At 56.0% G+C, this 14,513-nt stretch carries 10 protein-coding genes and 1 pseudogene; 7 read left to right on the top strand and 4 right to left on the bottom strand.

What is annotated here, in order from left to right; translation table 11 throughout:
• Positions 1 to 1,023 precede the first annotated feature (1,023 nt).
• Positions 1,024 to 1,317 carry a high-potential iron-sulfur protein gene (locus tag ACP7BZ_RS20815; RefSeq protein WP_426116729.1) on the top strand — a complete coding sequence of 98 codons (294 nt, stop codon included), beginning with the start codon at positions 1,024 to 1,026 and terminating at the stop codon, positions 1,315 to 1,317.
• A gap of 435 nt (positions 1,318 to 1,752) precedes the next feature.
• Here the strand turns inward: ACP7BZ_RS20815 and ACP7BZ_RS20810 are convergent.
• Both ACP7BZ_RS20810 and ACP7BZ_RS20805 read right to left on the bottom strand, forming a co-directional pair.
• Positions 1,753 to 1,852 (bottom strand): annotated as a pseudogene (locus ACP7BZ_RS20810) (VIT1/CCC1 transporter family protein); the annotation flags it as partial.
• Positions 1,853 to 2,023: 171 nt separating this feature from the next.
• Positions 2,024 to 2,251, bottom strand: a complete 228-nt coding sequence (locus tag ACP7BZ_RS20805) for a hypothetical protein (RefSeq protein ID WP_426116727.1) — start codon at positions 2,249 to 2,251, stop codon at positions 2,024 to 2,026.
• 353 nt (positions 2,252 to 2,604) lie between these two features.
• Between ACP7BZ_RS20805 and ACP7BZ_RS20800 the strand changes: the two genes are divergently transcribed.
• The 5 genes from ACP7BZ_RS20800 (at position 2,605) to ACP7BZ_RS20780 (ending at position 6,030) form a co-directional block, all read left to right on the top strand.
• Positions 2,605 to 3,087 (top strand): integration host factor subunit alpha, encoded by a 483-nt coding sequence (locus ACP7BZ_RS20800; protein WP_426116725.1) that lies wholly within the window; start codon positions 2,605 to 2,607, stop codon positions 3,085 to 3,087.
• Between the two features lie 50 nt (positions 3,088 to 3,137).
• Positions 3,138 to 3,530 (top strand): hypothetical protein, encoded by a 393-nt coding sequence (locus tag ACP7BZ_RS20795; RefSeq protein WP_426116723.1) that lies wholly within the window; start codon positions 3,138 to 3,140, stop codon positions 3,528 to 3,530.
• Positions 3,531 to 3,618: 88 nt separating this feature from the next.
• Positions 3,619 to 3,909, top strand: a complete 291-nt coding sequence (locus ACP7BZ_RS20790; RefSeq protein ID WP_426116721.1) for a hypothetical protein — start codon at positions 3,619 to 3,621, stop codon at positions 3,907 to 3,909.
• Between the two features lie 184 nt (positions 3,910 to 4,093).
• Positions 4,094 to 5,323, top strand: coding sequence for a hypothetical protein (locus ACP7BZ_RS20785; RefSeq protein ID WP_426116719.1), 1,230 nt, complete (start codon positions 4,094 to 4,096; stop codon positions 5,321 to 5,323).
• Positions 5,324 to 5,382: 59 nt separating this feature from the next.
• Entirely contained in the window at positions 5,383 to 6,030 is a 648-nt protein-coding gene (locus ACP7BZ_RS20780) for a hypothetical protein (RefSeq protein WP_426116717.1), read from the top strand.
• Positions 6,031 to 6,335: 305 nt separating this feature from the next.
• Here ACP7BZ_RS20780 and ACP7BZ_RS20775 read toward each other — a convergent pair whose 3' ends face one another.
• Positions 6,336 to 12,959, bottom strand: coding sequence for a DUF3320 domain-containing protein (locus tag ACP7BZ_RS20775; protein ID WP_426116826.1), 6,624 nt, complete (start codon positions 12,957 to 12,959; stop codon positions 6,336 to 6,338).
• A 138-nt stretch (positions 12,960 to 13,097) separates the two neighbouring features.
• On the opposite strand from ACP7BZ_RS20775, the gene ACP7BZ_RS20770 reads away from it, so the two are divergent.
• Positions 13,098 to 13,322 carry a hypothetical protein gene (locus tag ACP7BZ_RS20770; RefSeq protein WP_426116715.1) on the top strand — a complete coding sequence of 75 codons (225 nt, stop codon included), beginning with the start codon at positions 13,098 to 13,100 and terminating at the stop codon, positions 13,320 to 13,322.
• 571 nt (positions 13,323 to 13,893) lie between these two features.
• Here ACP7BZ_RS20770 and ACP7BZ_RS20765 read toward each other — a convergent pair.
• A complete protein-coding gene (locus tag ACP7BZ_RS20765) occupies positions 13,894 to 14,343 on the bottom strand; it encodes a hypothetical protein (RefSeq protein WP_426116714.1) in 450 nt (149 codons plus the stop codon).
• Positions 14,344 to 14,513: the final 170 nt, after the last annotated feature.

Below are 14,513 nucleotides of genomic sequence, written 5' to 3'. Positions count from 1 at the left end.
AAAAGAAACGGGCCGCAAGTGCGGCCCGTATGTGACGATTCTTACCCAACCGTTCCAATCAGGTTAGCGAAGCCTCAAGCTGTCGTGTTGATTATCGTGCCAACGGAGCCCGAGGTCGCCTTCGGTGCCGGGGCAGCCGCGACTTTGGTGCCATCGTTGTCACCATCGTTATCCGTACCGCCGGTCTTGACCTGCTGAGGTGCGACAGCCACTGGTGGGGTGTACGCTGCCTTTGTCGAACTACCAATTGCCGATGTCATGCTTTTCTCCAAAATTATTACAGGGCTGTATCGAAGTTTACGGCAAATTTTCAAAAAACTTGACCATGAACGTGAAGTCGCGACTCCATTTGTTCACATAGCGCGACGGTCACCCCTAACAGGCGGCTCCAAAGAGCTTAGGAAAATATTGTTTCCGCATTACCTTGCCCTTGCATGACGGCACATACGTGAACAACGATGCAAGTCCACTTGCAGACTCCTTGCTGAAAATATCCGTGTCTGACGCGACCGCCCTCCCCCATCACCCGACATCCAGCTGAAGCCTTCCGAAATTATCATGACCGCAATAAACTTCCTGTTTCGAAAACCCCGTTTCCCCATCATCATTGACACCGGCAACGGGCTGCTAGGAGCCAAAGTTGGGCCGTCTGCGAGAGGCGCTTGGCAGCAATCGTGTTCCCAGACCTGACGCCGCGCGACGTCATCGACTCCGCCGCTGAAGGGTTCACCCTCCGCCCTGAACACATGGTCTTCTCCCCCCTCACGTTCAAGAAACGTTGGACCAAGGATTCGGGCCCATTTCAGGTCTTGCGGTCACCATCAACATCGCTGCCACGTCTCTGTATGCGCAGCTACGCGATTTCAGCCATGTCGCGTGTGCGTGTCGACAGTGACATCCATTCGTGCGATTATCGACGCTCGAATCCATAAACTGCGGTGACAGGTCTTTACTCACGTTGTCTGTCATTTGCTCGCAAATACATGCGCGAGGGGCAGTTATCCTTTCCATAAAGGAAGACCCATGAAAAACGAATTTGCCAAGACGCGGCGTCAATTCATCAAGCTCGGCGTTGCAGCAATGGCTGTAATACCGCTGCTGGGCGTAAGCAATCGGGCCGTTGCGGCGACCAATGCGGCAATGCGCAGTGCAATGAAGTATCAAGACAAGCCCAACGACGGAAAATCTTGCTTAGGCTGTATGCAATTTATTCCAGGCAAGACAGCGACGAGTCTGGGCGGGTGCAAAATATTTCCGGGCGACACAGAAGTCTCACCAACTGGCTACTGTGTGGCGTGGGCTGCGAAACCGAAATAAATTCAGGGAAGACTACCGGTCGGCAATGAATTTCATTGGCAAAAAAAACAATGCCGGTCTGGTCAATGATAGGCGCTCTGCGATGGCTTTGTTGCACAAATAAACTGGAATCGAAATTCGGCACTATGCCGTTTCGAGTGGAAATTTACGCGGCGGCGGAAACGTGATACTGCCAAATCTTGTCGATTCCCCCAGCCTAACCCCGCTCCAAGGGGCGGGGAAGTCCTTGCCGCCGGACCGGCTCGTGGGCCGGATTCCAAACCGCATCCGGCCCTAAGCCCTGGAGCGTAAAGGCATTTTCGATGCCATCAAGGGTTAGCTCGCCGGGCGCCGCCCGCCCTTGACTGCACCGAAAAACTCCGTTGCTGTGGCGACTTGCCAATGAGCAAGGCACCTGGATGCGCAAAATGCGACCTGTCAAGTTCCACTCGAAACGACACTGGGCGGCGGCTACGCCAAGAATCAAGCTTGAAGTTGAAACGATACCGTCATTGGCGCCCAGCACTGCAGCGCGAAATTAACCCACGTTGCCCATCTTGGGCTTCTCTTTATGACGCGCTACCAATTTGGGAGTTCTGCATGCGAAAAAATGTATTTTCAACAAAAATTTCGCGCGAATATGCGCACGCGTCCACAAGAACACTGTTGGAAGTTCGAGCGCCATCGCTACATTGTCCGAACAAGGCGAGGCATTCAGGCGATTTATCTACGCAGCAACGGAATGGAAAACCGTCAGCCACTCACCAGGAGTGAGTTTTTCAGCTGCATCCTGGGTGGCCAGCACATCATCAGCGTCGAGGTCGGCTCGATTCAGTTTGTATGAATCAACAAAGTCGTCGGCATCAAACGCTTCCCCAGCCTTGACGTAATATTTGAACCCAACGAACGAATCGGGATTTGTAACGACTGTGTACGTAAGATTGACTGTGCTCATGGCAGGCCTCATTGATTACCAACGTTGCGCTTATTATGCATTAACCACGGCCGTACCTAGTGTTCTTGCACGGAGAAACGTCCGCACTCATCCGCTCCGTGGACACCAGGCTCCATTACGGTCAGTTCGGCGATGGTGATTTGCGTCATCTTCGAACAGGAAGTCGCCAGTCAACAGCTTTTCGGTGGTAGCGCGAAATTACGCGTAGCGCAAGGCCTTGCTTTCTGTGGAGCAGTACTCGATACTTGCTGGCGTTGAAATCGTCCAGATGACCCGCTGCCGTCGCGATGGACAAGATGACCGCTGCCGTGAGCTAAAGGCACGCATGTCCTAAAAATCTACCGGAGCGACACGTGGCACCACTGGAAATCATGGGAAGACTTGACTTAGCGTCCGACTTTACGACGGCCGTTGATTTCTCCAGCAAGTTGCCGTCATCACCGGTAGGCGGCTTAACGCGAGCATGGCCGCCAGCCAAGGCTGAGCAGGTTGCAGATGATTGTGGCCCAACGCTGACCAAAGCAGAACTCGCCGAACTCATGTTCGAGCACGTCGGCCTCAACAAGCGGGAAGCCAAAGACATGGTCGAGGCCTTCTTCGCGGAAATCAGCGATGCGCTCGAGCGCGGTGACTCCGTCAAACTCACAGGGTTCGGCAACTTCCGGCTCCGCGACAAAATATCTCGACCCGGTCGCAATCCAAAAACAGGCGTCGTGGTGAACATTCCAGCCCGCCGCGTAGTGACCTTTCATGCCAGCCCGAAACTCAAAACCGCAACCGACGAATCCGCCATGTCTGCCATACCAGAAGACGTCAACGTAGAAATCCGCGCCTGACGCGACTGCCCTCCTCGTCTGATGCTCCACACCAGCCTCTGAAAAATCTCATGACCGCAATAAACTTCTTGTTCCGAAAGCCCCGCTTCCCCCTCATCATTGACACCGGCTATGGGCTGCTTAAGGCCAAGAGCTGGGCCGCCTGCGAGAAGCGCTTGGCAACAATGACATTCCCGGACATGGCGCCGCGCGATGTCATCGACGCAACCGGAGAGGGTTTTTCCCTTTACCCGGAACATATTGCATTCTCGCCGCTTACCAGCAAGAAACGTTGGACCAAGGCTGCTATCATCAAGCTCTACAACAGCTCGAAGCGTCCCGGGCGACCGGAGTATCCAACCACATCTCTTGGCAACAAGAGCTTGGGGAAGGTGGTCAAGGATATCGTGGAACTTCTTGTGGCACCAATCAAGACGGACGCCGTCCTTGCGCCAAAAACATAACATATCGTTTATACGATATACGCAATGACGTGACTGTCTCTCGGTCCTTGGTATACTCCACTACCTCGCGAATCAGTGCAAAACGACTATGACCAGTAAGCTCTCTCTGACGATGCAAAAAGCACTTGCCGAAATCGTTCTCCAAGGAGGCGAGGTTCATCCAGATGGAAGCTGCTACTGGCGCAGCGAACCGATGCCACAGGGCGCGCGCCTACAGTACAAACTCAATGGTGCGAATGGCCATGTCAGCTGCGTGGTGGAAAGTTCGTCAATCAAAGGTCTAATTTCGCGCGGAGCCCTTGAGTTAATCGGGAAAGAGGATTCGTTCGGCAACCAATCATACAGAGCGACGGTGAAAGCCGTTCAATTGTGCGGATAGCTTTTCTACGGCCACGTGACACCCAGAGCGTGGCGGTGTAATCGAATGCAAGCGAGCGATGACGGAGTCTCCGCTCCACTTATGCGTCGAACAGAGAGCTTTTTGCAGGCACCATCAAACCACGCCACTTGGCGCTCCGCCGCAATGGCCATCATCAAATAATCTCAAAGGCGTTTTCCGACTCATGCCCACAACATACAAATGGCAGTTCGCCCCCCGCTTCCGCCGCAACGCCTTCGGCTGGAAGTCCGACGCGCCCATTCAACGCATCAAGGAAGCCCTCAGCGAAATCAAAGCTGTCGCGAAGAAGGAGCCGGTTCTCGCCGCCGAGGGTGCCGTACTCTTCCTGAAGAAGCTGGCGCCGGCCATCGAACAGGTTGACAGCAGTTCAGGCGGCATTGGCTCTGCCGTCAACCGTGCCATCGAGACCCTCGTGCCTATCATTGCAAAGGCTGACGTCAGCCGCGCGGTACGAGAGAAATGGCTAGAACGCCTTTATGAAGCGCTCCAGGAAGACGACATGCCCTACCTCGAGTACCTTGGGGAGTTTTGGGGCGAGTTGTGCGCGATACCTGAGATTGCAGCAAAGTGGGCCGACTACCTGACGCCAACGGTGACCACGATGTGGGACCATTGCGCGAGCAGTGGGGAGTATGGATATTTCAAGGGAACGAGCGCATGCCTTAGCGCGATGTATGCGGCTGGCCGCCATGATGAACTGCTGGCATTGATAGCCAAGTCAGAGTATCGGCACAAATCTTGGCACTATCGGGTCTGGGGCGCAAAGGCCCTAGCGGCCGCCGGTAAGCACGCCGAGGCGATTCGCTATGCGGATGAGTCGAAAGGATTAAACGCGCCGCTGACAGCGATTGCGGAGTTCTGCGAGGGTGTTTTGCTGGACGCCGGGTTTGTGGACGAGGCGTACTCGCGCTATGAAGTCGAGGCGACGTACACGACGACCAATCTGGCGACATTCAAAGCCGTCGTAAAGAAATACCCGCACATGCCGAGGGAGACCATCTTTCGTGACCTGGTTGCGAGCCAGCCCGGCCAAGAGGGAAAATGGTTTGCCGCTGCCAAAGATGCTGGCCTCTTCGAGCTAGCCATCGAGTTGGCGAATCGGAGTCCGTCAGACCCACGGACGCTCATACGCGCAGCCAGGGACTTTGCGGCCGAACGGCCGGAGTTTGCGCTGGCGGCAGGGATGAGCGCGTTGCGCGGTATAGCAAAAGGATGGGGCTACGAAATCACCGGCGTGGACGTGCTGGATGCGTACGCGGCCGTGATGACGGCGGCCGGCGCTGCGGGCGTGGATGAGGGTGTGGTGAAAGCGGACGTGCGGACAATTATTGCTGCGAGCCGTGGCGGGGGCGAGTTCGTTGGGCGGGTACTGGCACGGCAGTTGGCAGATTGAATTTGAAGAATTGAATAGCAAGTTGAGTGACTTCCTGAGCTAAGACATTCGGAGCTATCATGCGTAACAGAAAAACCGTTTTAGGGCCTGTCATGCACGCCACTCGACCCAAGAGCCTTTTCCCACTAGCATTCATCCTGTTCGCCAATGCGTGCAATGCAGAGATTGCGGACGTGACGTCCACGACAACGGCGAGCACATCGACCTCCCGCACCGAGGTCATCTGCTCCTACGCCCCCAGTCAAAGCAGCATAGTCAGCCATCTGGCTGCAACCGCAGGCGGCTCAGCCATCGCAGCGGCATCCGTCGCGCAGGCGGCCGGCCTCACCGCAGTCCTTCATAGCAGCGGCGCTTACATTTTTACCAGCGCAGGAGGGTACGTCGCCGGAACCCTAGGTACCGCGGCTGCGCTTCCGGCTATTGTCACGGTAGGGGTAGTCGCCGGCGGCACCGCCGCAACTTTGGAGCTTATTTGCGCATCTACGAACCATCCCGAACTGGCCTCAAAGGTTAAGGCTGCGGCGTCGGAATTCATGACGCGGAGTAAACGAATGCTTGCAGACACCTCGGCGCACACAGTTGCAACCGCCAAGCCGTTCATTGCCGAATCCAAAACCGTAGTTGCAAAAGTCAGGGCCGATGCGTTCGAATACGCGAGCCGCGCAAGCGTTCAGCTATCGGAGACATTTCGGTCCAAGGTCAAATAGCCGAATCTACAGATGCTGCAGCCAACAGCGCATGGGCAACAGGGTGTTGGCGCCGACGCGAAATTGACCAAGGCGGCCGAAATTCGTTGCCCCAGGCGAATGCGCGCAAACGCAGGCGCCATGCGGCTCCCGGTGGCAGTGCTAGGGTCAGACATAATCGGCGCTGTGGGTCAACTTGACGTCGGCGCCAACAGACTGACGAATTCGAGCCATTCCGGCGGGCTGCCTACCGCCCGCGCGCGAGCAGGACGCAGAGACAGCGTTGATTCGCTGCGAAGAGTCCGCTGTAATTTTGGAAACCATAGCTATTGCGCAGCTGCCAGCGCTTTTTCAAACCTCGCCCGGGTAACCGCTTTAACGCGTTGAAGTCCCAACTCATGTGCCATCGCTAGGACGGCGCTATCCCCGGTCTTCCCCTTTGCGCTTACCTTTTCTGCAAGCGACCTCAGCTCGGCCATGCAGATTTCATCGACGGTTCGACCATCTTCGGACCCACTGCGGAAGACAATGGCGATTTCGGGGCCTCGCCCTTGGGCCCAAAAGAATGTACCGACATCCTCATCCGTAGAGGTCAAGAATGAGCGCGCCACACCTGAAACACGCTCTTGAATCCGAGCACCAGTACGTTGCCATCCGTGAACCCTAGCGATTCGGCGGGCGAGAACCGAGTCAAGGACTGGGCCCTCGATAGACACAACGTGTTCAATCATCTTACGGAGGTTGTTGTCATACCGCGCCTCGAAAAACGCATCCGAGTTTAACGAGTCAACGGCAGCGCTTGGGTCCGCCTCAACAAATTTGGCAGCATCCACATCGTCTTGTCCTGCGGCATTCTTAGCATACGCAGCTTCGGTGCCGGCTGGCTCAGTCCAGACAGTGTCTCCAGCGACCTGGCTTGCACTTGACACAAGCGGCCGTCCTGACTCGCCGGCAGCCTCCGGGGAAGGCGTGGGTTCCACTTGTGCCTTAGCTATGGCCGCTTCTGCCGCCAGGCTTGCTTCTTCGGCTTCCTGGCGTAGGGCACGTGCAGCGCGACTTTGCGCAAGTAAGATTTCCAAGTTTTCCTGCACCCTTTCGAGCGTTCCAGTTCGGTCAATCCACCAGTCCGTGGACCAAATGCGCAGAATCTCCCAGCCCAGGCCACGGAGTACTTGTTCCCTGAGCATGTCGCGGTCGCGAGCTGTCGCCGACCGGTGATACGTCGCACCGTCGCACTCAACGCCGCACAGGTATGTGCCTGGTGCGTCCGGGTGCACAATACCAAGGTCAACGCGGAACGAAGATGCACCAATCTGCGTTTGAACCTGCCAGCCCTTGGAGGACAGAGCAGCGGCGACGGCTTCCTCAAAGGGACTGTCAAAGCCTCCGAGGCTACCTTTAGTAGCCTCGGCCAACGCCCGGGGTCCGCGCTCTGCGAATTCCATAAAGTGTTTCAAGTCCCGAACACCAGCAGCTTGGGTGCGTGACAAGTCCAACTGCTCGGCCTTCAAGCTTGAGAACACGCGCAGTTCATGCCTTGCCCTCGTGATGGCAACATTTAGCCGGCGCTCGCCGCCATCGCGGTTCATCGGGCCAAAATTCATGGACACGGCACCACCACTATCTGGGCCGTAGGTAATGCAGAAGTACATGATGTCGCGCTCGTCCCCTTGAACCGATTCGAGATTCTTGACAAACAGCGGTTCCAACTCCATCTCCGAGAAATGCGGTTCGAGGGAGGGGTCCCGACGCCGCTCTTCGTCGAGTAAGTCTTCAATGAGATTCATCTGCTCCGTGTTGAAGGTCACGATGCCGATGGTGAGCTTGGATTCCAAGAAGTTCGGGGACTTGAGTCGGGCGACAACGTCGGCGACCAATGCCTTGGCTTCCGGCTTGTTGATGCGCGCCCCACCTTTTTCGTACACGCCCTTGACATAGTGGAAGCTGACGGCGCGGTCCTCAGTGACCGGCGAGGGGAAGGTGACCAAGCCACCGCCATAGTAATGATGGTTGGAAAAAGCAATGAGCGATTCATGCCGGCTGCGGTAGTGCCACGCCAAATTCATCGTAGGCAGGTTTGCGCCCATGCACTCGTCAAGGATGCTTTCAAGGTCGGATTCAACATCTTCGTCGTCCAACGTAGATTCGGCTCGGTCAAAGAACGAGGTGGGCGGAAGCTGTTTAGGGTCGCCAACCATGACGACTTGCTTTCCACGCGCGATGGCGCCAATTGCGTCCCATACAGGAATTTGCGAGGCTTCGTCGAACACCACCAGGTCAAATGGCTTTGCGTCAGCCGAGAGGTACTGAGCAATAGAAAGAGGACTCATCAGGAGGCATGGCGTTAGCTTGGTAAGCGCCGTTGGAATGTTATTCATGAGCTCACGCAGCGGCATGTGCTGTTTCTTTTTCATCATCTCATGGCGCAAGATGCCCCACTCCGAATTTCGCGTTACGGTATCTGCTCGGGGAAGGTCGACGCACATTGAAGCTCGGACCCACGCTCTGGTCAGCTCCGTAAATCGCTTATCGAGTGCCCTGAAGTCGCCGATTCGCTTTTCATGCTCAGCCGAGACGAAGCCTCGAATAACTGGCTCATTGTCGACAACCGCGTTCAACCACCATCGACTATAGTTCGTTTCAAAGGCGCGCACGGCATCCTTGGGCCCGACATTGCCACACTCCATCGCCATGACCAAGGAAGGCACACCAATACTTAGCGCCTCCGTACGTACTTTGCGCCAGGCGCACCATGCGTGCAGTCGGTTCTCCGCGACCACGATTGCCTTGCAATGCGAGATAAGGTCAGGGAGTGGCGCCTCGTTGAAGTCGGAAGTGCCCTCAGCGCTAAAGGCGCCAATAGCCACAAGCTTGTCGAGCAACGGTAGCATTGCCGATGTCGCCTCTACGTATTGAGCGCCGGTATCGGGCACCTGTCCGGATGCTTCTAGCATCGCGTTTCCCTCCACCACCAGACGCTGCAACGCGTGATACAGCGTTGACGTGGTCTCCGGCGTTTCTGCCAGGTTGGCAACGGCCGCCGCAATGTGGTTGCGGAAGTCATTCACCTTAGTGATGCTTCTCGCTGTTGTGTCCAGGCCGGCCCACGTCCCACCCGTGAGAGGGCGAAGGTCTTCAAAACTGCCTAGCTTTTCCTCGAGTACATCTCGCTGACGCAAAGTGCAATAGACCGCGTCAAGTGAGGGGCCGCAGTCCCCTGCAGCCACCTCGTCGTGTTGGCCATACAAGGCTCCATGCCCTTGGACGGACTTATACGCAACTGCGAACTGCATCGCAGCCCCCAGCAAATTGGGGCGCGTATCGTGGCCGGCCCAAAGACTATCGGATTCGCTCGACAGCGGAGCCATGCTCGCAATCTCGGCACCCAGGCTTCGCAGTGTTCTGGCTCGTGACAAATCAGTTGCCAACCGTGGGCCGCATCGACCATTTTCGATGGCATCGTAACCCTCATCGACCCATTCGTTGCGTTCTTGCGCAGCGGCCAAGACAGCCTGAAATTTCAACGCGGCGATGGCGAATTCGGGCCGGGTCTTGAGACCCATCCAAATTCCCTCGGTCGCAGGCCCGATTTCAAGCTTGTTGACCTCGGCCTTGAGGTCATGGATGGAGACCAATCGCGCTAGGTCGCTGTCCACCTGAGGCTGCCCTTCACCCGTTATTGCGGCTTCAAGAACCTTGGCCACCTTGCGTTTGCGTATCCAGGAAAGCGGCCAGACGCTTTGCTCGGCTTGCGCCCATTCTCGTTGGAGTTGATGAACATTTAGTTGTTCCGCCTGCTCGCCATATTTCACTGACAGACGACCGTAATTTTCCGAAATTGCATCGAGTAGTTGGAGGCCCTTCCCGAGCTCCTCTACGACATCCAATGACCAAGGACGGGCAAGCTCAGCCCGCACGTTTTCGTATTCGGCAAGCACCGCCAGGCCCTTTTTGCATCGCGCGAGGGTGGCGTCTGACCACGGTTGAGTTAGCCCTTCGTTCAGGATGCGATGCTGGACGACAAGGTCGAGACCTTGTTGGAGGCGAATGAGTACGTCTCGAGCGTCGCTACGGAAGAGGAATCCCCAATCATGACCGGCGGCGGCCGGCAGGCTATGCGCCAGCGATGCCAGCGCAATGCGTGCTCGCCGGCTTGAGGGCAAGTCTGGCAGCCCCGCAGCCCGTTGAAATGCTGCTGAGGCATTCTGGATTCGCTCAGCCGCTGGGATAACGTCGCGGGCCGCGCCAATGAGCGATTGCTGCCAAGACGGCGTCCAATCGGCACATCCGATTTGTTTCAACGGCCCTGCTACCAGCTGGTCAGTGCCAACGGCAGAAGCGTTGACCCCAAGGCGGTCCACAGTTTCCCGCATCGAATCAAGCTGGCTCGCGTCATGAAAGGCGGCACTACTCCACGAAAAACCAAGGTCGGCCACGTCCTCGCCATCAGCAACCTGGCCGATAGCTCGATAGATAGTCAGCCCGCTGCGATGCTTCTGATGGAGTTTTTCGACGTACTGGTTCAAGTCATCGCGATACCGCTTGAGTTTATCGGCTTGGGCGCGCCATTCGTCAGGGTCAATGTCTCCCTGCGCCGCCCATGCCCTTTGCAGTTGGCTCAAGACGTCCAGTTTACGTGCCTTGCTTGAGTGAAGCTCCAAGCAAAATTCGCCCAATCCCACTTCTCGCAGGCGGCGGTACACAACGTCCAGGGCGGCAATTTTCTCGGAGACAAACAGAACCCGCTTTCCTTCCGCCAGGCACTGTGCAATGAGGTTCGAGATTGTTTGGCTCTTGCCAGTCCCAGGAGGCCCAATCAGGACGAAGTCTTTCCCTTTGACGGCTGCCATGACGGCGGACAACTGGGACGAATCGGCCGGTAGTGGGCAGAACGTCTTTTCGGGGGCAAATTCAGCATCCAGCCGTCTGGGTTCCGGGAATGAGACGGTGAAGGGGTATGGGTCCCGCGGAGTGTCAATGAGGTGTTTGACCACCGCGTTTTCGCGCAGTTGGTCGGTGCGCTGGGTCAGGTCCACCCACATCAGGTATTTGGCGAACGAGAACATCGCCAGTACAACGTCTTCTGACACTTCCCAGCCCTTGATATCGCGTACCGCATGCGACACGGTCTTCCAAATGAGCGCGATATCCAGACCAGCGTCGTCGCGCGGCAGCTCGCCGTCGACAACACCCAGGTTTAGTCTGAAATCCTGCCGCAGCATTTCGATGAGCGTTGGATTGAAACGTGGTTCGTCCTCATGCAGGGTGACGGTAAAACCGGACCGGGCGCTCTTCCGATGCAGCGACACCGGAATCAATATGAGAGGGGCTCTATATTTTTGGCCGGCTTTGTCGTCTCGGGTCCAAGTCAGGAAACCCAATGCCAGATAGAGCGTGTTAGCACCGCCTTCTTGCATTGTGGTTCTCGCGGTCCGGTACAGGTCGACCAAGCGTGATTCCAACTCTTTTTCGTCAACGCTAACGAACACCTCGCGGCGTTTTAGGGCATCAAGCGCATGCTCGCGGCGAACATCCTCCCTGGAGCGCTGCTCATAAATTGCTTGGTCGCGTGGGTCTGCGCCATCCATGAGGTCGGGACGCGCCAGCAGTTTGATTGGGGTGCCGTCCGAGAGGACATCCTCAAGCGTGCCCGGCTCCGGGGCGTCGAGCCGCAGTGACTTCTTACCGCCCCGAAAATTAAGCAGGTTGTTACGTAGGGAAAGGTCCAGCAGTTTGCGTTGCCAGCGTGCCAAGCGGTCCTTTGGGTCCAGTGATGCCGCATCAGGCTCTGCGATGTCACCATCAGGAAGCTCTGGCGCCTCATCGAACGTCGCTTCGAGAACCACTTCTGCCGTTGTCGGTGGCGGTACGGCAGCCTGACTATCAACACTTGCAAGGGGTTTGATGCGCTGCAGGCGCGCACGTTTGATGTCGACGACGAGCTCAAATTCCTCTTCTTTGTCCTCGGAAATCCTGGCGGTAGCGTTCTCGGTCGCATAGGTGAACGACGGCGCCGGCCGTTGGGTAATCAGCGTGGTCTCGAAAAGCACCAACTCCTTGAGTTTTACTCGCTTTCTAATTGCGGTCACGTCATCAACGACGACCGACGAAAACTCCTCCTGTCGCAGCCATACGCCAGCAAAGGCGTGTCCCTTGGTGAATACGACAATGGAATTAAGGCCGGCCTGCTCGAGTGCCGCGCAGAACATGAGTGTCAAGTCGAGGCATGTCCCAATGCGCGCGTCCAGAACTTGAGCTGGGCTGCGAACCTTCTGACCTTTGTGCTCGAAGCTAGCGGGAGGAAGGGCATAGTCAAGGCCAAGCCCAGCGACCGCGCTCCAAAGCGCAGAAGTGATCTCCCAAGCGCGCTTGGCACCACCTGCATAGCCGTCGATGGCGGCGCTCTTGCCGGCCTTGCGCAGCACCTCGGCGGTCTGCTTGAGCAACCGGTCAATTGCTAGTTCATTTGGCTGGACGAACGCCGCGACCAAGTCAGGCAAATGAGAAAGACCGCCCCACTGATTCCGCGGCAGAAGTTCGACTTTGCGCTCGACTGTCGCGAGGACGATTTCGTCGGGAGTGCCCGCGTTCGCTGCATAGGTGAAGATGACGGTAGCGGTTTCCGACTCTGTAAGCCGGCCCAGCAGCGCGCCGTCGAGCTGTACGTCACAGTCCTTAATGGCATAGCGCGTCTTCGGGGCGCAGGTGTCTATCGACCACGTCTTAGTTTTGAGAAATGGCGGAATGGACTCCAGGCGAACCTGGATGTTCGAGACGTCGCGGTCACTGTCATTGACAATACAGAGCTCCCGCAGCAGCGGCACGGAATTCTGAAAGTCGGCCAAGTTCAGCTTGGCTGCATTTGAAACACGAATCGAATGCTCGATAACTTCCGCTTCGTTGGCGGCAGATTGCTCTTCGGATTGCTCCACAATTTCTCCCCATGACATCGACGCTGTCTTGTCCTCGGTCTTCGTCACCAATTATTTGGGGGCTGAGGTCGACCGTGGAGGAAACTGACCATACCACATTTCACACTAACAATTAATCACCATTTACCACGCGCATGACTGGGCAATTCGCGGCTGATGGTATTTCGGTGCTTCACGTTCGTTTACGTTGGGAACAGCGCCGCGCTCGCCGTCGACGCCACCAAACGCGGCACCACGTTCTCAGCGAGCGTGGCGGCTGGAAAAGAATTTGTTCTTTGCGAAGTTGAAATCAGAGGTCGGGAAATTGAGTATGGCGACGGCAAGTGGGCGGCGTCGCAGCTGCGCGTCATCTCGGAATTGGAGCCGGTGACCGTTGATTAACGGAATTTTCCGCAAACCCGTCAAGGCTTGGGGGGACTTTCGCCCCTACCGGTCAGGTGGTAACGTTATCGCTGCTCCCCGATTACATCCGACTACTGCTCCCGCTGGACTTTGCCAAACCCAAGAAAATAGAACTGATTCTCCCGCCAATAATGCTCTAAATTGAGACGGTCATCAGCCACCAACTGCCATAGACTATGCCCGTGCAACATAGTGGCGCTTCCATCCATTCGTACGGGCTCGGGAAGTTTTTGTGCGCTAAATGTTATGCCTGAAATAAACGACGCAATCTCACTATGTTCGCATACGAACCTATTCGCATTCCTAGTCTCCGGGTAAAGTGACCGTAATGAGACTTTAAACTCTTTCGCGTTATCACCGAACCCGATGATTGCCGGAAATTCCAGTCGCCTGGCTCTTCCGCGATTATTTTCATTTCTAAGAAAAACGAAGAGCCCAGTCGCAGGCCAATCCAAGTCATCGTCGCGGGTGAAATCTTCGACAAACTTCAAATGTGTCCCACCCCTAAGACGTTGAAACGCAATAAAGAAGACCGCATCGTCAGGGAACGTCATAACTTAGTGATGACTTTTGCAACCGATGGCGAATTTAAGTAAGTCGCAGACTCACTACCTTCCCATTTCAGTTGAACTGGAGCGCAGGAAATTGCTTTACCAACAATTGGCGCGGCAATGACATCTTTGCCGAACTTAAAGGTACGCTGGGCTGCCGTCAGTCTAATGTTGATGTACTTCTCCTTTGCGGATAACCAACTTAACTCCAACTTTCCCAGTCCTGAGCCTTTGAAATCGACAATTTCAATCTCAGCTACAGCGGCGTCCTTTCGGTTCTTGTGCTTCGCCCACGCACTGGCCAAGTGTCCAAAATTTCCAATGTAAAATCCAATCCCGAGTTCACCGCCGCCCATGTTGGTCGAAATTTTTCCCGCACTAATCCCGGTTACCGATGAATGAGTTCCCCCATGGTACCAAGTCCCGTCAATCTCATATTCCACCTTCAAAGGAATTTCCTTTCTAATAGCGCTTCATCACCCAGGTAACGCCCAACATTGCCCCAATCCACCCAACTTAAGACTTTTTAGCAATTTTTCTGGCTCATAGCCTTGTGCGGTTTCGGGCCTGGTTTGCGCGGTTTCGATAGATTTCTACGATGTCGATAGGTTCGACCAGC

The sequence above is a fragment of the Massilia sp. PWRC2 genome, from assembly GCF_049896725.1.
In the GTDB taxonomy this organism is placed as follows: Bacteria; Pseudomonadota; Gammaproteobacteria; order Burkholderiales; family Burkholderiaceae_D; genus JAFCUW01.
This window is presented reverse-complemented; position numbering and strand designations above follow the sequence as displayed.